A 26269-nucleotide genomic window follows, 5' to 3' on the forward strand; every position below is an offset into this window, starting at 1 on the left:
GACGAAACCTGTTCGAATCAGGCCATTGCCTCAACCGATTCGACGGCTCGACATCCACCGGACCGCGAGCGTCGCCACTCCATTGAACAAGTGAACACCCATATGGCCTCAAGCGCCCTCGTACAAAGAATTGCCGCCGAAATCCGGCAAAAAATCCAGACCGGCGAACTCTCGCCGGGCAACCACCTGAGCGCCCAGAAAGTCGCCGACGAATTCAGCGTCTCGCGATCGCCGGCGCGCGAGGCCCTGGTACTGCTCTCGGAGCAAAAGGTGCTCGAGCAGTTGCCCAACCGCGGTTTCTTTGTGCTGGAAGCTGTACTGGATCCTTCGCGGATTCTCGATGAAGTGCTTCCCCTGGAAGAGCCCGACGAGTACTACCGGCTCTCCGAGGACTGGCTGAACAACGCGATCCCGGGGGAAGTGACCGAGCAGTTTCTGCGCACCCGCTACAACCTCACCAAGGCCCAGGTCATCGACATCCTCAACCGTGCGGCCAAGGTCGGCTGGGCCGAACCCAAGCCCGGTTATGGCTGGCGCTTTCTCGATGTGGCCAAGACACCGGAGACCCTGGAACAGATCTACAAGGTACGCTCGCTCATCGAACCGGCGGCGTTGCTGGAGCCGACTTACTTGCATGACCTGGCCAAGCTGCAACGCCTGAAAAAGGAACAGCAGGACATGCTCAACGGCGGAATCGACACCCTGCCGGCGGACGTTCTGCTGAAAAACGGCATTCGCTTCCATGAAGAGTTCATCAAGCTCTCCGGCAATCCGCTGTACCACATGATTCTGGTGCAGATGAACAACATGCGCCGGCTGATCGAGTACCGCTCGATGATCGACCGCAAACGCCTGTTCAAACAATGCGCCGAACACATCCGAATGATCGAGCTGGTCGAGCAAGGCAACAACCTTGAAGCCGCTCACCTGATGAAACAGCACCTGAGCGGCTCCTTCGCTCACAAGTCGCCGATTCTCAAACTGCGACCGGAATCCACCGAGGCCTCCCCCTCCATGACAGGCCTCACATCACTTTTAGAGGAAAGCACGCCTTGAGTAGCGAAGAACAACTGCGCGAAGAAATCTGCGTCGTCGGCAAGAGCCTGTATGAACGGGGCTATACCGTCGGCAGCGCCGGCAACATCAGCGCACGCCTGGAAGATGGCTGGCTGATCACGCCCACCGATGCCTGCCTGGGCAGATTGCAACCGCAGGACATTGCGAAAGTCAGCAAGGACGGCACTTGGGTTTCGGGCAGCAAACCGTCGAAAACCCTGGAACTGCATCGTCAGGTGTACGACCGCAATCCGGAAGTCAATGGCGTGGTCCACACCCACTCGACTTCGCTGGTCGCACTGACACTCGCCGGCGTCTGGAGCAAGGACGATATCCTGCCGCCATTGACGCCTTACCAGGTCATGAAGGTTGGCCATATTCCGCTGATCGCCTATCAGCGCCCGGGCTCGCCGGACGTCGCCGCCCAAGTGGCCCTGCTGGCCAACAGCGTACGAGGCGTGATGCTGGAACGCCTGGGCCCGGTTGTCTGGGAGACCTCCGTCTCGAAAGCCAGCTTTGCGCTGGAGGAGCTTGAGGAAACGGCCAGGCTCTGGATGATGAGCAACCCCAAGCCGGCGCCGTTGGCTGAAGAAGCCATCGAAGAATTGCGTCGCGTGTTCTCGGTCAAGTGGTGATACGCCCGCCGAGTCCCCGCAAGACCTGTAGCAGCTGGCGCAGCCTGCGTCCGGCTACGCAGCAGTCGTAAAACCTGTGCACCGGAACTGTCTGAAGACAGTAGCGCCTGAATTTTCGACTGCTTCGCAGCCGGACGCAGGCTGCGCCAGCTGCTACAGGAAACGCGTTGTTTAACGACTGATGCGTTTCAACCAGAGTTTGTGTACCGGTTCGGCGCAGAGCATGACCACCACCAGGCGCATGATCTGCATCGCCGTGACGATCCCCACGCCAAGGTTCAAAGCTTCGGCCGTCAGATACATCTCAGTACTGCTGCCCGGCATCATGCCCAGGGCCATGGTCATCGGCGGGAATCCGAGCAGCAACCCCATTCCCAATGCCAGCGCCACCGTGCAACCGATCATGGTCAGGGTGAACAGCGCGACGCTGAGCAGAAAGGTCGGGGACGCCCTGAAGAACTGGCGATCGAAGTAACCGCCCAGCGCACAGCCGATCATCAGTTGCCCATAGTGGCTGAGTTCCACAGGCAACGCCGTTTGCAAATCGAAACTGGCGGTGAAGAAACCACAGAACACCATTGGCCCGAACATCCATGGATTGGGCAACTCGCACCGTTTCCAGAGCATGGCCATCAGCGCGCCTCCCAACAACAGGGGTGCCAGCCAGTACCAATCGGCAGGCAAACGGGCGTGGGCCGCCGTCGGCAGCATCTTTTCCATCAGGAAAAACGCGGGCGGCACACACAGCACGATCAACACCAAACGAACGCTATGCGCCGCGGCAATTTGACTGACGTTGGCCTTGTGCCGGATGCCGGACTGGATCATTTCCGAAAAATTTGCCGGCATGAAGGCAAAGAACGCCGTCGTCAGATCCATCCCGCGACGCCTCATGAACTCGATGCCGAGCAGCGCCAGCAGCAGTGTCAGAAAGGCGGCGAAGATCATCATCACGAAATGACCCAGGACCTGCTGGAGAACCACCGGCGTGAAGTGCAGGCCGATGGAAGTGGCGATCATCCACTGCCCGCTCAGGCGACCATTGGGGATTTCCCCTACCCGCCAGCCCAGGCAACGTACGACGATCACCGCCAGCATCGAACCGATGATCCAGGGCAAAGGCCAGTTCAGATAACTGGCAGCCAATGCACCGATAACGCCAATGATTGGCGTCGCCCACCACATACCGAACGAAGTGAAGAACGACTTCATGTTCTGGGTTCCGCAAAAACCATGCACACAGGGCTTCCGGTTTCGATCACCTGCCCCGTCTCGGTCAGCGCTCCGGTGTGCGGATCAACGCTGAAAACAACAATCGAATCACTGTCTTCATTGGCGACGTACATCAGCTTTCCATCGGGTGCCAAGGCAAAAAACCGTGGAGTGCGCCCCTTCGTTGGCGTCGCGCCCAGGAAAGAAAGCCAGCCTGTCTGCTGATCGATGCTGAAGGTCGCGATGGTGTCGCTGCCACGATTGGAGGCATACAGGAATCGCCCTGCCCGATCGACCTCGATCTCTGCGGCCGTGCTGTCACCGGTAAAGGATTCAGGCAGCGCCGAGACGACCTGCTGGGGAACGAGCGCACCGTTGTCGACGCTCAATGTGTAGGTGGTGACGGTCGAGTCCAGCTCATTGACCGAATACACCAACGGCAGCACCGGATGAAACGCCACATGCCGCGGCCCTGCCCCTTTGCGCGTATAGGCGAACGGGCACGGTGCCGGGTGCAACTTGCCCGCCACCGCGTCGAATCGATAAGTAAAAATCCGATCGAGGCCTTTGTCCGGCACAACCACCCAGTTGCCGCTGGGATCGAACGGATTGAAATGCGGTTTCGGGCCTTTCTGCTCGACTCGATGCGGACCAATCGGCCCCTCGGTCAGAACCTTGTCGCACAACTCGCCCAGCTCACCCGACGGGAGTATGGGCAGGACCACCACGGACCCACTGTAATGGTTGCTCACCAACAGGAATCCACCCTCCGGTGAAACTGCCAGATGAGCCGGGTTGTGGCCTTGAGTGCTCTGGCTGTTGAGGTACACCAGCGTGCCGTCGGGATTGACCCTGAATGCGCTGACCTGATCCGTATCGCCGTGGACGCAGTACAGGAAATCCTGTCGTTTGCTCAGCGCCAGGAACGATGGGTTCACCAGACCGTCGACCCGTTGAACGTGAGACATCCGCCCTGTCCGAGCATCGACGCCATAGACATTGATGCCGTCTCCGCGGGCGTTTCTTTCACGAGTGGTACGACAGCCGACGTAAATGAACATGTACTTATCTCAAGGTGTAGGCATCCGCAGCCTGTCTTTCACCTGTCACGAAGTCAGATGGGCGACGAAAGCGCGGGCGGTGGGAGGGAGACTTTCAAAACGCCGTGCGATCACCAGCAACTGACGCCTGGCCCAGGGCTCGGCAAGCGTGATTGCCTGCAATTGAAAGGAACGCAGATAAGGGCGCAACGCGTCGCGCGGCAGAATGCAGACGCCAAGATTGGTCGATACCATCCGGCACATGCACTCGAAACTGGACACACGAATTCGCTGCCGCACCGTCTTGCCCAGCAGGGCTGCCTGCTCGGTCAGCAGCAGATGTACCGAGCTTTCCGCGTGGGGCCCGATGAATTCGTACTGCAGCACTTGCTCGAAACGGGCTTGGGACTGTCCGGCCAGCGGGTGCCGCTCAGGCACGGCGATGACCAGCTCGTCAGCTCGATAACCCAGCGTTTCGAGCCCTAATGAAGGGGTTTGCTCAGCGATCACGCCGACGTCGGCACGCCCGTCGGCGACCGCTCGCACGATCGCCGCGCCGACGCGTTCCTCGATGTCGAAGCGGATATCGGGGTAAGTCGCCAGGAACGTGCCGATGTCCATCGACAGTTGCTGGGCGAGCGCAGAGGTCACGGCGTGCAGGCGTACATGCCCTTTTATCCCGGCCCCGTACTCGCTCAGCTCTTGATCCATCTTCTGCAGGGTTTCGTTCACTTGCTGGGCGTAATGCCGAAGCGACAGCCCGGCGGGCGTCAGCTCCATGCCCCGGGGGTAACGAACGAACAACGGCGAGCCGACTTTCTCTTCCAGCTCGCTGATCCGTTTGCTGACCGCCGACGTGGCCAGGTGACAGAGTTGCGAAGCCTTGGTCAGGTTCCGCTGCTCCGCCACGGCCATGAAAATTTCCAGGCTGAGCAAATCATGGCGCATTGGCCAATGCCTTCTCGAAGAAGTCGACCGTTCCGAAGTTGCCGGACTTCAGCGCCAAGGCTATCGGGTCGTCCCGCAAGCCCAGGGTCCAGGGCACACCCGGATCGATCATGGCGCCGATTCTCAAGGCCTTGACCTTGAGCGCCTTGACCACGGCGCCCGAGGTTTCGCCACCGGCAACCACCAGCTTGCGCACCCCCATTTCATACAGGCCCACAGCAACGGCCGACAGCGCGTCCTCGACGATCTGGCCTGCGGCTTCGACACCCAGCTTCTGTTGAGCGAGTTTGACCGTCTCCGGCTGGGCACTGCCGTAAATCAAAACCGGCCCTCGTCGAATCAAGTCCTTGGCCCAGGCAAGCGCTTCGGCGACCTGATCATGACCATTGGCCAGGAGCAGAGGATCGAGAGAAAAACTTGGATGAGTCTTCTGCCAGTGCTCGACCTGGCTGTTGGTTGCCACCGAACAGCTACCGGAAACCACCGCGCCCAGCCCCGTGATCACAGTCAAGGTCGAGGCCGTTGCGCAATCCGTCAAAAAGCCTGCGCGACGGAAATTTTCTGGCAGCCCAAGGGCAACCCCCGAACCACCGGTCACCAGCTTGTGATCGGCCACGGCCTGCCCGATCGCGTAGAGATCGGCATCATCGATCGCATCGACAATGGCATAGCCGCGGCCTTGCTCCGAGAGTTCGGCAAAGGCGGTGGAGATAGCCTGTGCGCCCTTGCTGACAACCGAGTGTGCAACCAGGCCAACCGACTTGCCGGTCTGCTGCTGGAGCACCCGGACCAGATTGGCGTCGGTCATGGGTGTCAACGGGTGATTGCGCATCCCGGACTCGCTGAGCAGCTGATCGGCGACGAACAGATGTCCGTTGAAAATCGTGCGTTTGTTTTCCGGAAACGCAGGGCATGCCACAGCAAATGACACACCCAGTGCATCGGCAAGAGCATCGGCTACAGGGCCGATGTTCCCGCGCGGCGTCGAATCGAACGTCGAGCAATATTTGAAGAAGAACTGTTGGCAGTTGGCTGCGCGCAACCACGCCAGCGCTTCCAGCGATTGACTGACCGCTTCGTCGGGACTGATGGTGCGGCTTTTCAGGGCAATGACGACCGCATCGATATCGTCCGGCAGCGGCCCTTGCGGTACGCCGATCACCTGCAGCGTGCGCATCCCGCCTCGCACCAGCGTGCTGGCCAGATCCGTACCGCCGGTGAAATCGTCAGCGATGCAACCCAGTAGTAACTGACTCACTGTTCTCTCCTCGTGCCCTCTTCCTGAGTGAACCCTGGGAAGAACAGGCAAATTCTTGTTGTGTATCGCGCACTCAAACCAGACAGGGGCGGCATGAATCTCATGCCGCCCCGGTCAATCAGCCCAGGATGATCTTGGCCACCGCTTCACCGAACGCCTTGGTGCCGCTGGAGCCGCCCAGATCCGGAGTACGTTGTTTCGGATCCTTCAGCACCACGTCGACCGCCTTGTCCATTTCCAGACCGGCCTTGATCAGCGCCTGGTTGTTGTGGTGTTCACCCATCCACTGCAACAGCATGCCCACGGAGAGAATCATCGATACCGGGTTTGCCTTGTCCTGACCTGCGATGTCCGGAGCGGAACCGTGCTGCGCCTGAGCGCAGCAGTGGCTGTCGCTAGCCATCATGGAGCCCGCCAGACCCAGGCTGCCGGACAGCTCACTGGCCAGGTCACTGATGATGTCGCCGTAGAAGTTGGTGGCGACCAGCACGTCGAAACGCTCAGGGCTGCGCACCAGGTGGGCGGTCGAGGCATCGACCAGCAGGTCGTCCAGCGCGACCTCCGGGAAGTCCTTGGCGACGTCGCGAACGCACTCAAGGAACAGGCCATCGGTCATGTGGAAGCTGTTGGCCTTGTGGATGGCGGTGACTTTCTTGCCACGCTTCATGGCCAACTCGAAGGCACGACGCGCGATACGCTCGCTGCAATGGCGAGTGATTTTACGCGTGGATAAAGCCATATCAGGGGTCGGCATCACTTCGCCCCAGCCGCGGCTCATGTTGCGGTCCGGGTAAAAGCCTTCGGTGGCTTCGCGCATGATGACCAGGTCCATCGTTTTGCCTTCCTTCATGTTCGAAGTCAGGAATGGACGAGTACGGGCAGGACGCACGTTGGCATACAGATCCAGGCCGATACGGAAACCGGCGGAAACGTTGCGACCACCCTTTTCAGGCACTGGATAGTCGGCGTGGGATTGAGTGCCCAGAATGATGCCGTCATAACCCTTGGCTTTTTCCAGCACTTCATCACGCAAGGTGGTGCCATATTTATCGAGGCTCGTGAAGCCGACATCGTCGTAATCGAAGCTCAGGCCCAGATCGAATTTTGTGTTGGCAGCCTTGAGCACCGACATCGACGACTCAACGATTTCCGGACCGATACCATCACCAGGAAGAACCAAAATACGCATCGCTAACCCCTTGCTTATTGTTTGAGCTGAATTGTTCGAAGCCGGCGTGTCAGGAAAACCAGCCCCATTTCTGTACGCTGTAAATACAAAGTACAATATTGGCGAGGCGAAGTCCTTAACCATTTGCTCCCGTTCGTCCTGTGATTTTCCGGAGCAGTGTCGTTTTCGCCTTCGACAGATTGCATTTTATTGCATGAATATTCAGTTTGTGCAACCTTTGCGCTCAACGGTCACCCATCAAACCCTCCTGGAGACAGCTTCATGACAGTCAAAACATCCGATCTGTGCGATCAATACCCGGACACCATCCGCGTGCTAACCCCCCTGTTTCAGGACTTCGGCGGCCGCAACGATTTCGCCGGACGCGCCTTCACCGTCAAATGCTTCGAGGACAATTCCAGGATCAAGGAAATAAGCAGCTTGCCCGGTCAAGGCCGGGTGCTGGTGGTGGACGGAGGTGGCAGTGATCGCTACGCGTTGTTTGGCGATGTGATTGCCGAGGACCTGGTGAAAAACGGCTGGGCGGGCGTGCTGATCTACGGCTACATCCGCGACAAGGCTGCGTTGCGCCAGATGCCGATCGCCATCAAGGCACTGGGCACGTCACCGCGTAAAACGGTCAAACGCAACGAAGGACAGATTGGAATGTCGGTGGAGTTCGCCGGCCACACCATCGCCGACGGCGATCAACTGTATGGCGATGATGACGGTGTGGTGCTTCTGAACGAGCCCCACGCTAACTGACGACCGATACCTCGAGGCTGCGCTGGTACTCCAGCTCATCCTTGGCCTCTTTGTCCGTTTTCTGGCGGCCGACGACATCGAGGTGGTTTCGCAAAAATTCCGCAGCGGCTTCGCGCTGTCCACTTTCGATGAGGTCCAGAAGATGGATGTGCTCCTTGCACTGGTTGATCAACCGGGGGCGGTCGACGTTGGCCTTGTAGGCCATGAATCGACGCAACTGGTTTTGCCTGCGGATCGCCTCGAGGAAAAAGGCATTGCCGGAACAACGAACCACCAGCTCATGAAGCTGTGCGCCTATCTGAAACAGCTGCGATCGCGACAGGGTGAAAATGTCGCCGTCGAGCAATTGCTGCTGGACTTCACGGGCCTTGGCAAACGCGGCCTTATCCACCTCGTAGCCAGGTTCCAGTACGGCAGCCGGCTCGATCGCCATTCGAAAACGGTAGCTTTGGATATGCGCCTTGGAGTCGTGCAAGAAGCTGTTGATCTCCCACCCCTGCCCCGGCTTGCGCTCGATCATCGCCTCATTGGTCAAGCGGTTCAGGACTTTCATGAGCTGCCCCCGGGGCACCTCATATTTGCGCATCAGCTCGGCTTCGAAAAAAGTCGTGGGGATGTCACCGCGCAACACGTCATCGACAACGCGCAGGTAGAAGTCTTCGAACGGATCAATTTCAAGAGGCAGTTTGCGACTGTCGATGCCTCGCGCATCCGCCGTCAGAAAGTAGCCGCGATTGGGCTCTTTTGTCGCCAACCCCAATTCGGCCAGCAACGCAAAACCACGGCGAATCGGCGAACGGGAAACGCCCAGCTCCTTGGCAAAGGACTCCTCGCGCAAAGGGTCACCCGCGCGCATCGATCTGGCCCTGGCCATGTCGATGATCTTGGGAGCCAATTGCTCGGCGAGGTCTTTTTTGATCCTGGGTTTCATTTTGGACTGGGTGCCCGTCAATGGTTGATCAGGAGGCGTTTCTGCTGAATTCATGAGAATCGGGTTTCAGAGGCGGATGAAGAAAAATAACACACCTGCCGCGCATCAACACGTCACTGGATTACCGGGCAATCACCGTACATCAATCCGATCCGCAACCAAGTCAGGAACCGCAATGAAAGCACCACGCATCTATCTCATCCATGCAACACCGGTCGCAATCGCCCCCATCACAGAGGCGTTTACCCGGCTTTGGCCGCAGGCCAGGCTAGCCAATCTGCTGGAGGACTCTCTTTCAGGCGACCTGGCAGAGGCCGGTGAAATCACCGAAGCCTTGAATGAGCGATTCCTGAAGCTTGCAACCTATGCCGCCGACTCTGGCGCCGACGCCATCCTGTTTACCTGCTCGGCATTCGGGGGCGCCATCGATCTGTGCAAACGCTCCCTGACGATACCGGTACTCAAACCCAATGAAGCCATGATCGAAGAGGCCCTTGAGCACACACGCAAGGTGTCCATCCTCGCGACCTTCGAGCCCGCCATCGCCTCGATGACGGAAGAGTTCATGGACCATGCCCGCCAGCTTGGCATCGGGCTTGAACTCGAGACCCGTGTTTGCCCCGGTGCATTCGATGAGCTGCGCCAAGGCAATGCCCAACGTCACGACGCCTTGATCGTAGATTCGGCTCGATTGCCGACGGGCAGTGAACTGCTGTGTTTCGCGCAGTTCTCCATGACCAGCGCTGCGCAACAGGCCAGCCAGGCCAGTGGGCTCAGGGTTTTGACCACGCCCGACAGCGCCGTGCTGAAGCTGCGCCGGCTGCTGAAGGCGTGATGCGGATTGCGCGATTGAAGGAGCACATCATGATCAGGTTGAACGCACACATTGGCTTCCAGTTTACGGAGCTGCCCTTTCTCGAGCGGTTCGCTGCCGCTGCGAAATCAGGGTTTCGAGCGGTCGAGTTTCCATCACCCTACGAATACGAGGCGCTGGAGATCGCCGAGCGCCTCGAAGAACATCAATTGCAGATGGTGCAGTTCGCCGCGCCTGCCGGTTCGACCAAAGGAACGACCGGACTGTGCACCTCACAACAGGATTTTTTGGCTCAGCTGCGCCAGGCCGTTCGTTACGCCAGGGCACTGGGCTGCAGCAAACTCCACCTGATGTCCGGGGCTTCGGTCAGCGAACTCGGGGCGATTGCCGATTACGGTCTGTATCGACGCAATCTGCGGTACGCGGTCGAGTTCTTGTCCGGAGAAGGCATCGAGCCGTTGATTGAAGTCATCAGTTCATCGCAGGTTCCTGGCTACCTGATGAGCCGCTTCGAGCTGGCGCAGCCTCTGCTGGAGACCCATCCCCAGCTGGGGCTGATTCTGGACACCTACCACACCGAGCGTCTGGGCGAGAACTGCCTGCGCAAGCTGAGCCAGTGGTGGCCACGGGTGAGCCATATCCAGGTGGCCGATTTTCCGGGGCGACATGAGCCAGGCACCGGCAGTATCGACTTCAGGAAACTGCTCGCGATCCTTGAGGACAACGATTACCGAGGGTGGGTGGGATGCGAGTATCGCCCTCTTCACTCCACGCAGGAGGGACTCGATGGTCTGTGGCAAACATTGAAACCCGCTGCCCGAGACAATGACCGTTGGTAAGAAAACGTTTCCTTTTGGAGAAATTGTACTGCGTTAACTTGCAAAACAATTTCGACTGGAGTTTATTAAGCGCCAGTAGCCCTTGAAGGTTGCACGCAATGCTCCCCACAAAAAACACAAAAGGAGTTAACGCATGACCAAGAAAATCGCTTTCGTAACTGCTGGTATGGGTAATCTGGGCACAGCAGTTTGCCAGCGACTGGCGCGGGACGGCTTCACCGTGGTTGCGGGATGCGGTCCCGACTCCCCATTGAAGGACACCTGGCTGGCTCAGCAGAAGGAGCTGGGCTTCAACTTCATCGCCTCTGAGGGCAGCGTCGCGGACTGGGATTCCTGCCGCGAAGCGTTCGAGCAGATCAGAAAGAACGTAGGCCCGGTGGATGTCCTGATCAACAATGCCGGCACGGCCCGCAATGTCGTGTTCCATGATATGCAGCCCAGTGATTGGTCCACCGTGATCGACACCAACCTCAACTCGCTGTTCAACGTCACCAAGCAGGTGATCGACGGCATGGTCGAGAGAGGCTGGGGACGGGTGATCAATATCTCTTCGGTCAACGCCCAGCTCGGTCAGGTCGGCCAAGTCAACTATTCCACCGCCAAGTCCGCGATCCGCGGCTTCACCCGCGCCCTGGCACGGGAAGTGGGATCTCGCGGTGTCACCGTCAACACCGTGTCGCCTGGCTACATCGACACAGCCAAGCTGAAGTCGGTTACCACCAACGACGTCATGGACCGCATCATCCAGGATATCCCCACTCGTCGCCTCGGCACCCCGGAGGAAATTGCCTCCATGTGCGCCTGGCTCGCCTCTGACGAGGCCGGATACGCGAACGGTGCCGACTTCTCCCTCAATGGTGGCCTTCACATGAGCTGATCCTCGTGTGAGACTCGGCAGCACCTGCTGGAACAATCAAAACAGCGGGAACCTTGATGCGCTTTGAGCGCAGATCCCATAAAAACAATTGTACTTTACGTCAAGGTGATACAAATGCTCTCAATCCTCGGCTACGGCATGATCGTGACCTTCATGGCGCTGATCATGACCAAGCGGCTGTCACCCTTGGTGGCCATGACCACCGTTCCGATCGTCTTCGCTCTGCTGGCAGGCTTCGGCCCGGACATGGGCGACATGATGATCGAAGGCCTGCGCAAAGTGGCGCCGACTGCGGTCATGGTGATGTTCGCGATCCTCTATTTCGGTGTGATGTTCGATACCGGCCTGTTCGATCCGATCATTCGCAAGTTCATCAAGCTGATCAATGGCGACCCCATGAAAGCCGTGGTGTTTGCCGCACTGCTGGCCGGCCTGGTTTCGCTGGACGGCGATGGATCGACAACCTACATGATCACCGTCACGGCCATGCTGCCGCTGTTCAAACGCCTGAGAATCGATCCGCTGTCGCTCACCTGCGTCGTGATCCTTGCCGCAAGCGTGACCAACCTTTTGCCTTGGGGCGGACCGCTGGCTCGTGCCGCAGCATCGCTGCAGGTCGACACCTCCGAGCTGTTTATCCCGTTGATCCCCGTCATGGTGGTGGCGTTCATCGGCGTTCTGGGCCTGGCCTGGTTCGTCGGCACTCGCGAACGCCAGCGCCTGGGTACGCTGCGCCTGTCGGTAGGTGCCGCGGCCACCGTGTTTGACGATGAGGCTGACGAAGGCCTGCCATCCATGTCGGATGAAAACGCCGAACTGCGTCGACCAAAGCTGTTCTGGCTCAACGCCGGCCTGACCATTACCCTGATGGCGGGATTGGTCACCGAGATTCTCCCTCTGTCCATTCTGTTCATGGTCGCGTTCTCGATTGCCTTGGTCATCAATTACCCGCACATGGACGATCAGCGTCGCCGCATCTCCACCCACGCCCCGACGGCGTTGAACCAGATCGCAATCTTTCTGGCAGCCGGTATCCTGGCCGGCATCCTGTCCGGGACCGGCATGGTCAATGCGATGTCGGCAAGTTTCCTGGCCATGCTGCCGGAAACCTGGGGCCCGTACATGGCGCCGATCACTGCACTGGCGAGCATTCCGGGCACGTTCTTCATGTCCAACGACGCCTTCTACTATGGCGTGCTGCCGGTGTTGGCCAAGGCTGCCGAAGTCTATGGCATTACCCACGCCGAAATCGGCCGGGCTTCGCTGGTGGGCCAACCTGTGCACCTGCTCAGCCCGCTGGTTGCATCGACCTACCTGCTCTGCGGTCTGGCAGGTGTCGAGTTCAGCGACCACCAGAAATACACCATGAAATGGGCCTTTGCGCTGAGCTTCCTGATTCTGGCGGTGTGCCTGGTCCTGGGCTTGTTCCCTCTGGCGGCCGGGGTCTGATGCAAGAGTTCCTCTTTTACATGGGCATTGCCCGATAACGAAAAATCCCGGAAACAGGACTGTCTCCGGGATTTTTTGTTTCTGGGCCCTCCCACATCATCCCTTGACGACCTCTGTAGGAGCGAGCTTGCTCGCGATGCACGCCAGGACACTGCGGGGCGTCAGACCGCCAGCGTTATCGTTGACCACCATCGCGAGCAAGCTCGGCTCCTACAGAATGTGGGTAATCCATTGGATCTGTCGGGCGATGTCCTGCACCGTTTCCTCGGGCACGGCCTGGGCCTTGGTGAAGCTGGTGAGGGTCTTTTGCTTCTGGCGCAGTCGGCGTTGCCATTTGGCCAGAAACGCCGGGGTGCGGGTCTGCAGCTGCAGCGGGCCGAAGTAGAGTTCTTGTGCGGTGTAGGTCACCGGGCCGGTGCGTTCGGCGACGATGATTTCGTAGTCGAAGCGGTTCTCGCGCAGCACTTCTTCGCAGAGGATGCGATAGCCGTTATCCATCAGCCATTGGCGCAACGGCTGCTCGCCACCGTTGGGTTGCAGGACCAGGCGTTCCTGACCACTCAAACGCGCCTTGCCAGTGTCGAGGATGTCGCGGATCGTCTCGCCGCCCATGCCGCACAGGCTGATCGCGGTAATCTCATCGCCTGGCTCGATGGCCGCCAGACCGTTGGCCAGGCGCACAGTGATTTCCTGTTCCAGGCCGTTCTCGCGCACCGTGCGCGTGGCGGCATGGAACGGCGTCAACGCCACCTCCCCCGCGACCGCCATCGAGATGACGCCACGGTGCATCAACGCCACCGGCAGATACCCATGATCCGAGCCGATATCCGCCAACCGTGCCCCCGCCGGCACATGCGCCGCCACGCGTTCCAGGCGCATGGACAATGTCTGTTCGTTCAACTGCAACCCCTTCCCACCACCAACGTCCGGCGCCCAGGGCCGGATCGGGGGGCGATTCTGTCGGGCATTGCGGTGCATTTCAAATTTATGCGACCGGGGTCATGGGTTTGGCGGACAACTCCCCTTCTGTAGGAGCGAGCTTGCTCGCGATGAACGCCAGAACAGCGCGGGGTGTCAGGTTGTCAGCGTTATCGTTGACGACCATCGCGAGCAGGCTCGCTCCCACAATTGAAGCGCGGTAAGCCACTCATCGTCTGCGCCTCTTGCTGTCATGAAATGAAAAGCCCGTGTCGTCCAATGCGCGGTTCACACCGGCAAATTCCACGTAGAACAAAACCCCCAGCCGAATCCGGACCGGGCATATCGGCGTGCCCCGCGTTCCGGTTCACAGGCTGCGCTCATACTAATAATCCGAAGAGGAATCGCGCCCCCATGCGTGTGAATTTGCCAATAACCGAGCATGAAAGACTGTTCCCCGCCGACCAGCGCCTGATCTCCACGACCGATCTGGATAGCCGCATCACCTACTGCAACGACGCCTTCGTCGCCATCAGCGGTTTCACCTATGACGAACTCGTCGGCCAGCCCCACAATCTGGTTCGCCACCCCGACATGCCGCCGGGGGTGTTCATCCACATGTGGCACACCATCAAGCAGGGCAAGCCCTGGATGGGGATCGTGAAAAACCGCGCGAAGAACGGAGATTTCTATTGGGTCAGTGCCTACGTCACGCCCATCCATGAAAACGGCCGCCTGAGCGGCTACGAGTCGGTGCGCTCGGTGCCCACCCGTGAGCAGATCCGTCGGGCCTCGGCGCTCTATGCCAGGATGCGTGCCGGCAAGCCGATCGTTTCGCTGAGTGCGCGGATCCTTCGCCCGCTGCAGCACGGTTGGCCGATTCTGCTGGCCGGTGCGGTGTCATTGCTCGCCTTTCAGTGGCTGGCGAAAACGGCGGCCCAGGGCGTGATGCTGGCGAGCCTTGGAATCGCCTGGTACTTGATCAATGCCCGCCATCGCAAGGCCATCGAGCACACCCTCGCCGAACATCCCAAAGCCTTTTCCGATCCGCTGGTGGCGCTCACCTTCAGCGACAACCACGGCCCCCAGGGCCGGCTGGACATGGCCATGTTCAGCGAAGAGGCCCGCCTGCAGACGGCGTTGTCGCGGCTGTTCGATGCCGGGGTCAATGTGAAAGCCAAGGCGGCGCAATCGTCCGAACTGTCCGGTTCGCAGGCCCAGTCGCTGGACCGCCAGCGCAGCGAGACCGACCAGTCCGCCGCCGCCATTTCGCAGATGGCGGCGACCAATCAGCAGGTCACGCAGAACGTCCTCAGTACCGCCCACGCCGCCTCCGAAGCCGACCAGCTGACCCGCGAAGGCAAGGAACTGGCCCAGCAAAGCCTGCACGCCATGCAAACCATGAACGAGGCCGTCAACGAGATCGGTCAGGCGGTCAATACTCTGGCCAGCGAGACGCAATCGATCGCCAGCGTGCTGGATGTCATCACCGCCATCGCCGAACAGACCAACCTGCTGGCACTCAATGCGGCGATCGAAGCGGCGCGGGCCGGCGAACAGGGTCGGGGTTTTGCCGTGGTGGCGGACGAGGTGCGCTCCCTGGCCCAACGCACCCGCACCTCCACCGAGCAGATCCACGGCATCATCACGTCGTTGCATGTGGGTGCCGACCGCGCCGTGTCGACGGCCAGCCGCGGTGAGCAGATTTCCCGGGAAAGCATGCAGCGTGTGGAGGCAGTGCAGTCGGCGCTGGTGGGCATCAGCCAGGCCGTCAGCCGGATTACCGACATGAGCCAGCAGATGGCCTCGGCCTCGGAAGAACAAAGCCACGTGACCGAGGACATCAATCAGCAGATCACCCGCATCGCCCAGCTCTGTGAGCACAGTGCCGGGCAGGCCGAGCAAGGGGCGGCGATCAGTCGGGATCTGGAAGCGATGGCCGATTACCTGCACAGCCTGGCGGAGCGCTTCAACCGATAGACGCCGCATTCGGGGGAACGGAACGGTAAACAGAGATGTCAGCTGTTTAGACATCTCTGTATTTCCACGCCTGTTTCACATCCCAACTGAATGGAGCGGTGAAGTCATGAACAACATCATTTACCTCGTCGGTGCCGTTGTGATCGTGCTGTTTATCCTGTCGTTCATCGGCATAGTCTGACTCCGGCCGCCAACACCCCCGCCTCGGGCTTGTCATCAAAAGCCAACTGACTGTCGTCAAATGAAAAGCGCCCCCTCCTTGGGGGCTTTTTAATGTCAGCAACAAAAAACCTCCGGCGCTCGATCGCCGTACGCGACTGCTCCACTTCAGTCACGAGTTGCCAGGTACGCCCGGCAGGAGAAATAACAAGATGACATTCGTGAAAAGTCTGCTGGCAGCCCTGCCCCTGGTAGTGCTCGGCTGTAATGCCCATGCCGTTGTATCGAGTCAGGAAGCCGCCCGATTGGGCACCAGCCTGACCCTGGTCGGCGCCGAAAAGGCCGGCAACGCCGACGGCTCGATTCCCCCTTACAACGGTGGCCTGACCACCGCTCCCGCCGGCTTCAAGACCGGCGACAGCATGCGTCCCGACCCGTTTGCCAACGAAAAGCCGCTGCTGGTGATCAACGGCAGGAACGTCGATCAGTACAAAGGCCTGCTGACCGCCACCACCGTGGAGTTGGCCAAGCGCTACCCCGGTTACCGCATCGACGTCTATCCGACCCACCGCACTGCATCGCTGCCACAGACGGTGCTTAACAACAGCCGCCGCAATGCCACCGCCGCCAAGTCTTTGGACGGTGGCGCCGCCATCGACAACGTGCTGCCCGGCGTGCCCTTCCCGATCCCGCAGTCCGGCGCCGAGGCGATGTGGAATTTCCTGCTGCGCTATCAGGGCGTGAACATCCACTCCAAGTACGATTCCTGGAACGTCGACGCGGCGGGCGTGCCGAGCCTGGCGGTCAGCGGCGAGGCGTTCGTTTCCTTTCCGATCTACGAAAACCTGTCCAAGCCGTTCAACAACTCCGACATCTATCACCAGCTGAAGCTGTCCTACACCGGCCCTGCGCGTCGGGCCGGCGAGTCGATCATGCTGAAGAACGCCAGCAACCCGGTGCAGTACCCGGGCCGTGCCTGGCAGTACTTGCCGGGTCAGCGCCGGGTCAAACAGATCTCGATCCTGGCCTACGACACCCCCAACCCCGGCACCGCCCGCGCGCTGGAGCTGTACGACTGGACCCTGGTGGGCAAGCGCGAAATGATCGTGCCCTACAACACCTACAAACTGACCTACGTGCACGACGCCAAGTCGCTGACCACGCCAAACTTCATCTCCCCGGACTTCGTGCGCTGGGAAAAACACCGGGTCTATGTGGTGGAAGGCAACCTCAAGCCAGGCGCCAAACACATCTACCAAAAGCGCCGCTTCTACCTGGATGAAGACACCTGGGCCGCCCTGGCCTCCGACCAATACGACACCAGCGGCCAACTCTACCGCGGCTCCTTCGCCTTCTTCAGCCAGAGCTATGACCAGCAAGTGCCCGACGCCACCCCGTTCATGACCTACGACCTGTCTCGGGGCACCTACAACATCAACGGCGTGGTCGGGCCGCACGGCGGGATTCGCTATATCCAGCCGCTGTCGACCGCGCAGTGGGTGCCGGAGGCGATGGCGGGGACTGGGATTCGATAACACCGCGATATGCCTGCCCCACCTGACCTGTGGGAGCGAGCCTGCTCGCGATGGGCTCAAAAACAGCGCGGGGCATCAGGTTTCCTGCGTCATCGTTGACGACCATCGCGAGCAGGCTCGCTCCCACAATTGGATTGGGTACATCCTCAAGAATCGGGTTGGCTGTGAGGCCGCCTTCGCGAGCAAGCCCGCTCCCACAATTGATTGCAGCAGACCTCCATCAGACACTTTTGCGCGCCCTCGACTCTGACTTTTCCAGATCCGACTTTTCACCCCTCTTGCCCAAAAGCGGCATCCACATACTTGGATCCACCTTCATAAATGCCAAATTAGAGGGTGTTCTGTCATTTACAGGTCGGATTTGGACAAGTTGCCCTCCTCGTGATCTGGTCGAATCGCCCTCATCGCCAACTTCGATTGCGCAATCGAAAGGCTCGGTCAGACAACGGCGAACGACTGCAACCACCAGTCGACAATCGCCAATAGGTCAACCCATTTCAGAGGGTGCGTAAATGAACAACAGTGTCGTTATTGGAGAACTCACGTGGCCGGAATACGCGCAGAAGGTCGCGACCGGCTGCCCCATCTTTCTGCCTGTGGGTGCCCTTGAGCAGCATGGTCATCACATGTGCATGGAGGTCGATGTGCTGTTGCCCAGCGCGGTGTGCAAGGCAGTCGCACGCAATGTCGGCGGTCTGGTGCTGCCCGCGCTCAACTACGGCTACAAATCACAGCAGAAATCCGGTGGCGGCAACCACTTTCCCGGCACCACCAGCCTCGATGGCGCCACATTGACCCATACCGTGCAGGACATCATCCGAGAGCTTGCTCGCCATGGCGCACGCAAGCTGGTGATGATGAACGGTCACTATGAAAACTCGATGTTCATCGTCGAGGGCATCGACCTTGCCCTGCGAGAACTGCGCTACGGTGGCATCGACGACTTCAAGGTGGTGGTGCTGTCCTATTGGGACTTCGTCAACGACCCGGCCGTGATTGAAAAGCTGTACCCCGAGGGTTTCCTCGGTTGGGACATCGAACATGGCGGCGTTTTCGAAACGTCGCTGATGCTGGCCTTGCATCCGGACAAGGTCGACCTGAGTCGCGCTGTCGATCACCCACCCGCCACTTTCCCGCCCTATGACGTTTTCCCGATCATCCCGGAGCGCACCCCCGCCTGCGGAACGCTGTCATCGCCCAAAGGCTCCAGCCGCGAGAAAGGTGAGCTGATTCTTGAAGTGTGTGTCTCGGGCATCAGTGCCGCGGTACGGGAAGCTTTCGATCTGAAGACATAACGAGCGCACGGACGTGCCGAAACAAGCGATTCACTGTTAACGCTTCACCCTCCCAAATACAATAAAAAGGGTAAGTCTCATGTCCAACAGCTCAAATCTCTCCCCAGGCCTCAAGCAGCGTCACGTCACCATGCTGTCCATTGCCGGAGCGATTGGCGCCGGCCTGTTCATCGGATCGGGACACGCCATCGCCTCGGCGGGCCCTGCCGCCATCCTGGCGTACATTTTGTCCGGCACCCTGGTGGTGCTGGTCATGCGCATGCTGGGCGAGATGGCGGTAGCCTCGCCCGATACGGGTTCGTTTTCGACCTACGCCGAACGGGCGATGGGACGCGGCGCCGGTTTCACCATCGGCTGGCTGTACTGGTGGTTCTGGGTGCTGGTGATTCCGATTGAAGCCATCGCCGCTGCTGCCATCCTCAATGCCTGGTTCCCCTCGATTCAAACCTGGGAATTTGCGATAGCGGTGACCGGCCTGTTGACGTTGACCAACCTGTTCAGTGTCGCCCGCTACGGAGAATTCGAGTTCTGGTTCGCCATGCTCAAAGTCATCGCGGTACTGGCTTTTATCGTCCTTGGCGGACTTGCATTGGCAGGTGCATTGCCGGACAGGACGGTCAGCGGTGTCGCTCAATTGAGCAGTCAGTTCGGCGGTTTCATGCCCAACGGCATGACCGCCGTGGTCGGTGCAATGCTCACCACCGTATTCAGCTTCATGGGCACGGAAATCGTCACCATTGCCGCGGCCGAATCGCGCAACCCCTCAAAACAGATCACCCGCGCCACCAACTCGGTGGTCTGGCGCATGGGCATTTTCTACATCGTGTCGGTGTTCCTGATCATCTCCATCGTTCCGTGGAACGACCCGATGCTCGTGCAGGTCGGATCCTATCAGCGGGCGCTTGAGCTGATGAACATTCCCCACGCGAAACTGATCGTCGACATCGTCGTGCTGATTGCCGTCGCCAGTTGCCTGAACTCGGCCATCTACACCGCATCACGCATGGTCTACTCACTGAGCAAGCGCGGGGATGGCCCCCGGGTCCTGCAGAAAACATCGTCTTCAGGGGTGCCGTTCATTGCGGTCCTGGCCAGTACCGCAGTCGGCTTCCTGACCACAGCACTCAATTATTTCGCGCCTGACGAAGTGTTCTCCTTCCTGCTCGCCACCTCGGGGGCGGTTGCCTTGCTGGTCTACCTGGTCATCGCCGTTTCGCAACTGGTACTGCGCAAGAAAATGAATGCGTCAGGTCAACCGATCGCCTTCAAGATGTGGTTCTACCCTTGGCTCAGCTACCTGGTCATTGCCGCCATCCTGAGCATTCTGGCGGTCATGCTGATCCTGCCCGGACACCGCATGGAAGTGATCGCGACGGGTGCGCTGACCCTGTCCATCGTGTGTATCGGCGCCATCTTCAATGCTCGGAAGAAGACCGTGCCGGGTGTTGAAATGACCCAGGCAGAGAACGCCTGAGGATTATCCACCCACGAAAAAAATCCCCTGTTCACCTCTTTGCGGCCCGCTCTCCTCCACGAGCAGGCCGCTTTTTTTCGTTGAGGGTTCCATGCTCGATCACACACGCACCCGACATGCCTGTTCGTCCCGTCAGGACCTGCTGATCCGGCGCCGGGTGTAAGATTCCACCGACCCTGCAACAGGGCCGACAACCATAAAAACAAGATGAGGGTGACCCTGTCGGCCGACTGCCGAAGGGCACCTCACCGATGCAGTCGAGGAGCGGTAAAAATGGCGAAACTCCAAGTGGCGAAACCCGCTGCAGGACGTTCGGCAAATGAACAAACGCCGGTGAAAACCATAGGCTTTCTGATCATCCCCAACTTCACCACCATCGGCTTCGCCTCTGCCGTGGAAACCTTGCGCATGGCCAATCTGGCCGCCCGCAAGACGCTGTACCGCACCGTCATCATCGCGTCCAGTCTGGACCCGGTCACGGCCAGCAATGGCATGCGCGTGCTGCCCGATCACACCATCGCCGACGCCCCAAGACTCGATGTGCTGTTCGTCGTCGGGTCGAACCCGATCGTCTCCGATCACAGCAGCCGTCCGCTGCTCAATTGGCTACGCAAGCTGGCGCATGACCAGGTGCCGCTGGGCGGGATCTGCACGGGCAGTCACCTGCTGGCGCGGGCCGACCTGCTCAAGGGCTATCGCTGCACGATTCACTGGGAAGATATCGAGGCGCTGAAGGAGCGTTTCCCGGGGATCATCATTTCCAACCAGCTGTTCGAGCTCGACCGCGATCGCTACACCTGCTCCGGTGGCGTGGCCTCCATGGACATGACCCTGCAATTGATTGCCCGCAACCAGCCTGATGGTCGTGACATCGCGGCCCATACGGCGGAGTTGCTGTTGTGTGATCGGGTACGGGGGGCACAGGAACAACAGCGTGTGCCGTTGCGGCAGAAGCTCGGTACCTCGCAGCCCAAGCTCAGTCAGATGGTGGCGATCATGGAAGCCAATCTCGAGGAGCCGGTGGGGCTCGAGGAACTGGCGCGGTTGAACGAGGTGTCGGTGCGGCAACTGGAGCGCCTGTTTCACAAGCACTTGCAGCGCACGCCGAGTCAGTACTACCTGGAGTTGCGCCTGTCACGGGCGCGGCAATTGCTGCTGCGCAGCGAATCGCAGGTCCGGGACATCGCCCTCGCCTGCGGCTTCGTTTCGCCGGCGCATTTTTCCAAATGCTATAGCCGGTTTTTTGGGGTATCGCCGATGGGTGAGCGCAGGCAGGTGGCGGCGGTGCATTGATTGGGTGGATGGTTTGGCCCCATCGCGAGCAGGCTCGCTCCCACATTTGATCCTGATGAACACCGAACGTGTGTTCAATGAAGATCCCCTGTGGGAGCGAGCCTGCTCGCGATAGCATTCCGGTCAATCAGTCCTGCAACGCCTTATGCGCCGTCTCCCGACTCGCCAGCATCGCAATCAACGCCACCGCCGCAGCCGCCAGCAGGTACCACGCCGGAGCCATTTTGTTGCCGGTCAGTTGAATCAGCCAGGTGGCGATAAAGGGTGCGGTGCCACCGAACACGGCGTTGGCGATGTTGAAGCTGAAGGCAAACCCGCTGAAGCGAACGCGCGTCGGGAATATCTCGGCGAGGAAGCACGGCAAGGTGCCGTCGTTCATCGCCAGGATCGCGCCGAAGGCAATCTGGATCATCAGGATCACCATCAACGGCTGATGATCCAGCATTCCGAACAGCGGGAAGGTCAGCACCAGGAACAATACCGACGCAGTCAGCAACATGGTCTTGCGCCCGAACCTGTCCGACAGCTTGCCCATCAGGAAAATCAGCCCGATGTAGGTCGCCAGCGACACCGTCGAGGCGAGGAACGAATCACTCTCGCTCATGCCCATTTCGGTGGACAGGTAGGTCGGCATGTAGCTGAGCAACAGGTAAAAAGCCACCGCGTTCAGGCAGGTCGCGCCGATCCCGATCATCACGCTGCGCCGATGCACGGTCAGCAGTTCACGCACCGGCGCGTGGGTCGCGCATTCCTTGGCCTCGAGGCGCTTTTCCATCTCCAGGAACTTCGGCGTGTCTTGCAGGCTCATGCGGATATAGCGCCCCACCAGCCCGAATGGCGCCGCCAGCAGAAAGGGCAAGCGCCAGCCCCAACTGTGCAGGTCCTCGACACTGATCCAGGCATGCAGACCTGCGACGAACACCGCACCGAACAGCAGGCCGGCCGCTGTGCTTGCCGGAACAATGCTGGTGTACAAACCGCGCTTGCCCTCGGGCGCGTACTCGGCGAGAAAGGCCGATGCCCCGGCGTACTCGCCCGATGCGGAGAAACCCTGGAACAGACGAATCAGCAACAGCAAGGCCGGTGCCCACAGACCGATTTGGTTGTAGGTGGGCAGGATGCCGATGCAAAAGGTCGAGACCGACATGATCAGAATCGACCAGGACAACGCGCTGCGGCGCCCGTACTTGTCGCCGAAGTGCCCCCAGACCAGGCCTCCCAGCGGACGCACGATGAACGACAGCGCGAACACGGCGAAGGTCGCCAGCAGCGCGGTTGTCTTGTCGGTTTGCGGGAAAAACGTCAGTGCGATCACCGTTGCCAGATAGCCGTAGGCCGCGTAGTCGAACCATTCGACGAAGTTGCCCATGAAACTGGCGCTGGCGGCGCGGCGCAGGGCCTTGCGCTCGGCGGTCTGTTCAAGTTCCCGGGCCATGGCTGGCGTCAGGCTTGCGCTTGGAGTGCTCATAGGGCACCTCCGTAGGTAGAGGTGCGGTGGGCGGGATGAAAGGCAGGGACACAGAACATGACAGAAACCCCCTATTGTTGTACTTGGCAGGGTCAAGGGTCAGTAGATGCTGCGCGCATTTCGCGTGCATGCGTTGGTTTTTCCGGTAAAACCCGGCCGCGGTGACGGCCGGTGCCTCTCGCCAAAAAGCAACGCCGCACAGGTTCACTGTGCGGCGCGGGCGATTACTTGCGGATGATGTTGTGTTCAGGGCCATACGGGAATTTGGTGATGTTCTCCCCGCCCTGTTCGTTGACGATCAGGATGTCGTGTTCACGATACCCGCCGGCACCTGGAAGGCCTTCAGGCAGCATGATCATCGGTTCGATCGACACCACCATTCCTGGCTCCAGCACGGTGTCGATGTCTTCGCGCAACTCAAGCCCCGCTTCGCGACCGTAGTAGTGGCTCAGCGTGCCGAAGGAATGGCCGTAGCCGAAGGTGCGGTATTGCAGCAGATCGTGCTCCAGGAAGATCTCGTTCAGTTGCTGCGCGATGTCGCAGCAGCGCATGCCCGGCTTGATAAGCTTCAGGCCGGCCTCGTGCACCTTGACGTTGACTTCCCACAGGCGCAGATGCTCATCTGAGCAATGGTCGAGGAACAAGGTACGTTCCAGCGCGGTGTAGTAACCGGCGATCATCGGGAAGCAGTTGAGGCTGAGGATGTCGCCCTTGTTGACCTTGCGCGAGGTCACCGGGTTATGCGCGCCATCGGTATTGATGCCGGACTGGAACCAGGTCCAGGTATCCATCAATTCGGAATCGGGGAAGGTGCGGGCAATTTCGCGCACCATTGCCTGGGTGGCGTGCAGCGCGACTTCGTACTCCGGAACCTGATCACGCAGCGCTTCGACGATGGCGGCACCACCGATGTCCGCAACGCGCGCGCCGTGACGGATGATCGCGTGTTCTTCGGCGGACTTGATCATGCGCATGCGCATGCACGGTGAGGCGATATCCACCAGCTCCGCCTGCGGATAGCGGCTGGCCAGTTTGTCGCGATTGAGCAGGTTCAGATGGTCGAACTCGATGCCGATGCGTCCGGCCTTTGGCAATGCCTGCTGGATCGCAACGAAGTAGTTGTCGCGCTGCCAGTCGGTGTAAACGATGTTGTCGGTGCCGACGGTACGGCGCCATGGCTGGCCACCGTCAATGTTGGCGCTGATGGTCACGGCGCTGTCCTGGGTCACGACCAGCGCGTACGGACGCCCGAAGGAGCAGAACAGGAAATCGCTGTAGTAGTTGATGTTGTGATACGAGGTGAAGACGGCTGCGTCGATATTGTTCTGCGCCAGATAAGCCCGCAATTTGGCCTGGCGGTTGGCGTATTCCTTAGCGGAAAACGTCGGGCTGACTTTTTCACCGTTCTTGATCTTGATGGTTTTCGGCATTTGCATGTCATTTATCCTTGTCATTGATCGAGCGACAGAGGGCGCCAATCTGGCGAGCCGCTGAAGATCATTCGAACAGATGCAAGGGGCGGTTTTTTGCGCGAATCCGACCCGTAGTTGGCCAGATCCGCTGCGGGTGCGGGCACCTGCGAAATCTGCGAACGACACAAAACCACTGTGGGAGCGTGGCTTGCCCGCGATGGTCGTCAACGATGACGCTGACTGCCTGGATGCACGCGTTGCCTGAACATTCATCGCGAGCAGGCTCGCTCCCACAATGGGATTGGGTACATTCTCAAGAATCAGGTCGGTTGGGAGGCCGTCTTCGCGGGCAAGCCCGCTCCCACAGGGTTATGAGGCGTCTGCAGAATTTGTGAACGACGCAAAACCCTGTGGGAGCCGGGCTTGCCCGCGAAGGCGTCACATCTGCCAGCATCAATGTCGACTGACCCAGCGCATTCGCGAGCAAGCCCGCTCCCACAGGGTTATGAGTCATCTGCAGAATCTGTGAACGACACAAAACCCTGTGGGAGCCGGGCTTGCCCGCGAAGGCGTCATATCTGCCAGCATCAATATCGACTGACCCAGCGCATTCGCGAGCAAGCTTCGCTCCCACAAGGGATTAGCCGCGTTTCTTTCTGATGGTTTTCATCCGCGCCGTCGCCCTCTGCACGGTCGCCATCTTCTCCGGCCGTTTCATGCCTCGCCATTTGCGGATTTCTTCGCGGGTGCGGCCGCAGCTCACGCACATTTCGCTGTTGAGCTGACACAGCGAAACGCAGGGGTTTTCAATGTCTTTTGCCATGCTTGCCGCCCGAGGGTTTGCGTGAGTTCAGCCGTGCATTCCAATCGCCGCCGTGTTGGGAGGCGCAGCCCTCTTCGGAGTCGAATTCGACGTGGGCGGCGATGTCGGTGACGGTGATGCCGATGTCCTCGAAGGCGGCCTGGGTGAGTTCGTGCATCCTCGCCTTGGCCTGGCCGGCGACAGCGGTCTTCAGGTCGCTCTCGCCCTGGAACACCCATGTGACGATGAGGCTGTCGGGGAAGCGCTGGTAATCCACCCGATGGGTCAGCCACTCGTAACCGACGATTTCGCTCTTGGCCAGCTCGCAGGCCCAGGTCAGTGCGCGGGACAGTTCTCGTTCCATGGCGGAGTGTTTGGGTTTAGTGCTCATGCGGTCCGGTATTCCACTATCAGGTGCGTGACTTCGTGGGCAGGCTTCAACACCGTGCGCACATTTTCGGTAGACATCGCCAGCAACGAGGACGTCCATTACTTCAAACTGACAACCGCCCCTCACTGTAGGAGCGAGCTTGCTCGCGATGGTATCAAGAACATCGCGGGGTATCAGGCTGCCAGCGTCATCGTTGACGACCATCGCGAGCAAGCTCGCTCCTACAGGTCCGTGTTTGCAGAGACAGGCCGAAAACCTCGATCTGATATCATTCAAAAAGTTACAGACCGAGAAGCCCAAATGAACCGCCGCAAAAAAATCAAGCAGTTGCTCGAAGCCCACGCCAAGAAGGCCAATGCCAAGCTGGCACCGAAGAATAAACCCAAATACATCAGCAAAGCCGACCGCCTGAAGCTGGCGGCCGAGGTTGCTGACGACTCGGTGACTTCCTCGGAGAGCTGATCGGACCGATTCCCTGTGGTTATCGAATAATCAAAACATCTCATTAGGCGTAATCGCTTCAATTGGCTATACATCTACGCTCTGACGA

At 59.6% G+C, this 26269-nt stretch carries 23 protein-coding genes and 2 pseudogenes; 14 read left to right on the forward strand and 11 right to left on the reverse strand.

The genetic code is table 11. The features are described from left to right. Positions 1-102 precede the first annotated feature (102 nt). Positions 103-1056, forward strand: a complete 954-nt coding sequence (locus K9857_RS00900; protein ID WP_224533027.1) for a GntR family transcriptional regulator — start codon at positions 103-105, stop codon at positions 1054-1056. Further along, the gene (locus K9857_RS00905) at positions 1053-1691 is read left to right on the forward strand and encodes an aldolase (RefSeq protein ID WP_224533028.1); all 639 of its coding nucleotides are present in this window, start codon (positions 1053-1055) and stop codon (positions 1689-1691) included. The genes K9857_RS00900 and K9857_RS00905 overlap by 4 nt, the downstream gene beginning before the upstream one ends. Positions 1692-1862: 171 nt before the next feature. Here K9857_RS00905 and K9857_RS00910 read toward each other — a convergent pair whose 3' ends face one another. The 5 genes from K9857_RS00910 to K9857_RS00930 all read right to left on the reverse strand — a co-directional run bounded on the left by K9857_RS00910 (position 1863) and on the right by K9857_RS00930 (position 7338). Continuing rightward, positions 1863-2903: an AbrB family transcriptional regulator gene (locus K9857_RS00910; protein WP_224533029.1), complete on the reverse strand. Its 1041-nt coding sequence runs from the start codon at positions 2901-2903 to the stop codon at positions 1863-1865. Next, on the reverse strand, positions 2900-3964 hold the full coding sequence (locus K9857_RS00915) for a lactonase family protein (protein WP_224533030.1): 1065 nt from the start codon (positions 3962-3964) through the stop codon (positions 2900-2902). The genes K9857_RS00910 and K9857_RS00915 overlap by 4 nt, the downstream gene beginning before the upstream one ends. Before the next feature lie 45 nt (positions 3965-4009). Beyond that, positions 4010-4891 (reverse strand): LysR family transcriptional regulator, encoded by an 882-nt coding sequence (locus K9857_RS00920; RefSeq protein WP_224533031.1) that lies wholly within the window; start codon positions 4889-4891, stop codon positions 4010-4012. Further along, positions 4881-6149, reverse strand: coding sequence for a 3-oxo-tetronate kinase (otnK, locus tag K9857_RS00925; RefSeq protein WP_224533032.1), 1269 nt, complete (start codon positions 6147-6149; stop codon positions 4881-4883). The genes K9857_RS00920 and otnK overlap by 11 nt, the downstream gene beginning before the upstream one ends. 118 nt (positions 6150-6267) lie before the next feature. Then, entirely contained in the window at positions 6268-7338 is a 1071-nt protein-coding gene (locus K9857_RS00930; protein WP_224533033.1) for an isocitrate/isopropylmalate dehydrogenase family protein, read from the reverse strand. A 261-nt stretch (positions 7339-7599) separates the two neighbouring features. On the opposite strand from K9857_RS00930, the gene rraA reads away from it, so the two are divergent. After that, the gene (rraA, locus tag K9857_RS00935; RefSeq protein ID WP_224533034.1) at positions 7600-8082 is read left to right on the forward strand and encodes a ribonuclease E activity regulator RraA; all 483 of its coding nucleotides are present in this window, start codon (positions 7600-7602) and stop codon (positions 8080-8082) included. On the opposite strand, the gene K9857_RS00940 is transcribed toward rraA, so the two are convergent. Continuing rightward, positions 8075-9013: a GntR family transcriptional regulator gene (locus tag K9857_RS00940; RefSeq protein ID WP_224533035.1), complete on the reverse strand. Its 939-nt coding sequence runs from the start codon at positions 9011-9013 to the stop codon at positions 8075-8077. The two genes, rraA and K9857_RS00940, sit on opposite strands and share 8 nt — an antisense overlap. Positions 9014-9188: 175 nt before the next feature. Between K9857_RS00940 and K9857_RS00945 the strand changes: the two genes are divergently transcribed. The 4 genes from K9857_RS00945 (at position 9189) to K9857_RS00960 (ending at position 12992) form a co-directional block, all read left to right on the forward strand. Continuing rightward, entirely contained in the window at positions 9189-9848 is a 660-nt protein-coding gene (locus K9857_RS00945) for an aspartate/glutamate racemase family protein (RefSeq protein WP_224533036.1), read from the forward strand. Between the two features lie 29 nt (positions 9849-9877). Next, complete coding sequence (locus tag K9857_RS00950; RefSeq protein ID WP_224533037.1) at positions 9878-10666, forward strand: hydroxypyruvate isomerase family protein; 789 nt, start codon at positions 9878-9880, stop codon at positions 10664-10666. Between the two features lie 133 nt (positions 10667-10799). Then, positions 10800-11543 (forward strand): acetoacetyl-CoA reductase, encoded by a 744-nt coding sequence (gene phbB / locus K9857_RS00955; protein ID WP_224533038.1) that lies wholly within the window; start codon positions 10800-10802, stop codon positions 11541-11543. 114 nt (positions 11544-11657) lie between these two features. Then, positions 11658-12992, forward strand: coding sequence for a CitMHS family transporter (locus tag K9857_RS00960; RefSeq protein ID WP_224533039.1), 1335 nt, complete (start codon positions 11658-11660; stop codon positions 12990-12992). A gap of 210 nt (positions 12993-13202) precedes the next feature. Here K9857_RS00960 and K9857_RS00965 read toward each other — a convergent pair whose 3' ends face one another. Next, positions 13203-13892: a tRNA (adenine(22)-N(1))-methyltransferase gene (locus K9857_RS00965; RefSeq protein WP_318011737.1), complete on the reverse strand. Its 690-nt coding sequence runs from the start codon at positions 13890-13892 to the stop codon at positions 13203-13205. Positions 13893-14324: 432 nt separating this feature from the next. Here K9857_RS00965 and K9857_RS30435 point away from each other — a divergent pair. The 6 genes and pseudogenes from K9857_RS30435 to K9857_RS00990 all read left to right on the forward strand — a co-directional run. Continuing rightward, positions 14325-14639: pseudogene (locus tag K9857_RS30435) on the forward strand (PAS domain-containing protein); the annotation flags it as partial. Positions 14640-14915: 276 nt separating this feature from the next. Beyond that, positions 14916-15890 (forward strand): annotated as a pseudogene (locus K9857_RS30440) (methyl-accepting chemotaxis protein); the annotation flags it as partial. A 371-nt stretch (positions 15891-16261) separates the two neighbouring features. Beyond that, a complete protein-coding gene (locus K9857_RS00975; protein WP_224533042.1) occupies positions 16262-17584 on the forward strand; it encodes a DUF1329 domain-containing protein in 1323 nt (440 codons plus the stop codon). A 512-nt stretch (positions 17585-18096) separates the two neighbouring features. After that, a complete protein-coding gene (locus K9857_RS00980) occupies positions 18097-18879 on the forward strand; it encodes a creatininase (protein WP_224533043.1) in 783 nt (260 codons plus the stop codon). 79 nt (positions 18880-18958) lie between these two features. Beyond that, positions 18959-20353: a GABA permease gene (gabP, locus tag K9857_RS00985; RefSeq protein WP_224533044.1), complete on the forward strand. Its 1395-nt coding sequence runs from the start codon at positions 18959-18961 to the stop codon at positions 20351-20353. 273 nt (positions 20354-20626) lie between these two features. Beyond that, a complete protein-coding gene (locus tag K9857_RS00990; RefSeq protein ID WP_224533045.1) occupies positions 20627-21646 on the forward strand; it encodes a GlxA family transcriptional regulator in 1020 nt (339 codons plus the stop codon). A gap of 127 nt (positions 21647-21773) precedes the next feature. Here the strand turns inward: K9857_RS00990 and K9857_RS00995 are convergent, their stop codons facing one another. From K9857_RS00995 to K9857_RS01010, 4 genes are all read right to left on the reverse strand, one after another. Further along, positions 21774-23114 (reverse strand): MFS transporter, encoded by a 1341-nt coding sequence (locus K9857_RS00995; protein ID WP_224533046.1) that lies wholly within the window; start codon positions 23112-23114, stop codon positions 21774-21776. A gap of 224 nt (positions 23115-23338) precedes the next feature. After that, positions 23339-24550: a M24 family metallopeptidase gene (locus tag K9857_RS01000; protein ID WP_224533047.1), complete on the reverse strand. Its 1212-nt coding sequence runs from the start codon at positions 24548-24550 to the stop codon at positions 23339-23341. Between the two features lie 616 nt (positions 24551-25166). Beyond that, complete coding sequence (locus tag K9857_RS01005) at positions 25167-25349, reverse strand: DUF1289 domain-containing protein (RefSeq protein WP_224533048.1); 183 nt, start codon at positions 25347-25349, stop codon at positions 25167-25169. Further along, positions 25333-25719, reverse strand: coding sequence for a hypothetical protein (locus tag K9857_RS01010; RefSeq protein WP_224533049.1), 387 nt, complete (start codon positions 25717-25719; stop codon positions 25333-25335). Before K9857_RS01010 ends, K9857_RS01005 begins: the two co-directional genes overlap by 17 nt. Before the next feature lie 300 nt (positions 25720-26019). On the opposite strand from K9857_RS01010, the gene K9857_RS01015 reads away from it, so the two are divergent. Further along, positions 26020-26181 (forward strand): DUF2986 domain-containing protein, encoded by a 162-nt coding sequence (locus K9857_RS01015; RefSeq protein WP_224533092.1) that lies wholly within the window; start codon positions 26020-26022, stop codon positions 26179-26181. The last annotated feature ends 88 nt before the right edge of the window (positions 26182-26269 follow it).

The sequence above is a fragment of the Pseudomonas sp. REP124 genome (assembly GCF_020164475.1).
GTDB lineage: Bacteria > Pseudomonadota > Gammaproteobacteria > Pseudomonadales > Pseudomonadaceae > Aquipseudomonas.

What these genes read in the sequence shown, in the direction of transcription:
- K9857_RS00900 (WP_224533027.1), top strand. Translation starts at nt 103, where the DNA reads ATGGCCTCAAGCGCCCTCGTACAAAGAATTGCCGCCGAAATCCGGCAA.
- K9857_RS00910 (WP_224533029.1), bottom strand. Translation starts at nt 2,903, where the DNA reads ATGAAGTCGTTCTTCACTTCGTTCGGTATGTGGTGGGCGACGCCAATC.
- K9857_RS00915 (WP_224533030.1), bottom strand. Translation starts at nt 3,964, where the DNA reads ATGTTCATTTACGTCGGCTGTCGTACCACTCGTGAAAGAAACGCCCGC.
- K9857_RS00920 (WP_224533031.1), bottom strand. Translation starts at nt 4,891, where the DNA reads ATGCGCCATGATTTGCTCAGCCTGGAAATTTTCATGGCCGTGGCGGAG.
- K9857_RS00930 (WP_224533033.1), bottom strand. Translation starts at nt 7,338, where the DNA reads ATGCGTATTTTGGTTCTTCCTGGTGATGGTATCGGTCCGGAAATCGTT.
- rraA (WP_224533034.1), top strand. Translation starts at nt 7,600, where the DNA reads ATGACAGTCAAAACATCCGATCTGTGCGATCAATACCCGGACACCATC.
- K9857_RS00940 (WP_224533035.1), bottom strand. Translation starts at nt 9,013, where the DNA reads ATGAAACCCAGGATCAAAAAAGACCTCGCCGAGCAATTGGCTCCCAAG.
- K9857_RS00945 (WP_224533036.1), top strand. Translation starts at nt 9,189, where the DNA reads ATGAAAGCACCACGCATCTATCTCATCCATGCAACACCGGTCGCAATC.
- K9857_RS00950 (WP_224533037.1), top strand. Translation starts at nt 9,878, where the DNA reads ATGATCAGGTTGAACGCACACATTGGCTTCCAGTTTACGGAGCTGCCC.
- phbB (WP_224533038.1), top strand. Translation starts at nt 10,800, where the DNA reads ATGACCAAGAAAATCGCTTTCGTAACTGCTGGTATGGGTAATCTGGGC.
- K9857_RS00960 (WP_224533039.1), top strand. Translation starts at nt 11,658, where the DNA reads ATGCTCTCAATCCTCGGCTACGGCATGATCGTGACCTTCATGGCGCTG.
- K9857_RS00975 (WP_224533042.1), top strand. Translation starts at nt 16,262, where the DNA reads ATGACATTCGTGAAAAGTCTGCTGGCAGCCCTGCCCCTGGTAGTGCTC.
- K9857_RS00980 (WP_224533043.1), top strand. Translation starts at nt 18,097, where the DNA reads ATGAACAACAGTGTCGTTATTGGAGAACTCACGTGGCCGGAATACGCG.
- gabP (WP_224533044.1), top strand. Translation starts at nt 18,959, where the DNA reads ATGTCCAACAGCTCAAATCTCTCCCCAGGCCTCAAGCAGCGTCACGTC.
- K9857_RS00990 (WP_224533045.1), top strand. Translation starts at nt 20,627, where the DNA reads ATGGCGAAACTCCAAGTGGCGAAACCCGCTGCAGGACGTTCGGCAAAT.
- K9857_RS00995 (WP_224533046.1), bottom strand. Translation starts at nt 23,114, where the DNA reads ATGAGCACTCCAAGCGCAAGCCTGACGCCAGCCATGGCCCGGGAACTT.
- K9857_RS01000 (WP_224533047.1), bottom strand. Translation starts at nt 24,550, where the DNA reads ATGCAAATGCCGAAAACCATCAAGATCAAGAACGGTGAAAAAGTCAGC.
- K9857_RS01005 (WP_224533048.1), bottom strand. Translation starts at nt 25,349, where the DNA reads ATGGCAAAAGACATTGAAAACCCCTGCGTTTCGCTGTGTCAGCTCAAC.
- K9857_RS01010 (WP_224533049.1), bottom strand. Translation starts at nt 25,719, where the DNA reads ATGAGCACTAAACCCAAACACTCCGCCATGGAACGAGAACTGTCCCGC.
- K9857_RS01015 (WP_224533092.1), top strand. Translation starts at nt 26,020, where the DNA reads ATGAACCGCCGCAAAAAAATCAAGCAGTTGCTCGAAGCCCACGCCAAG.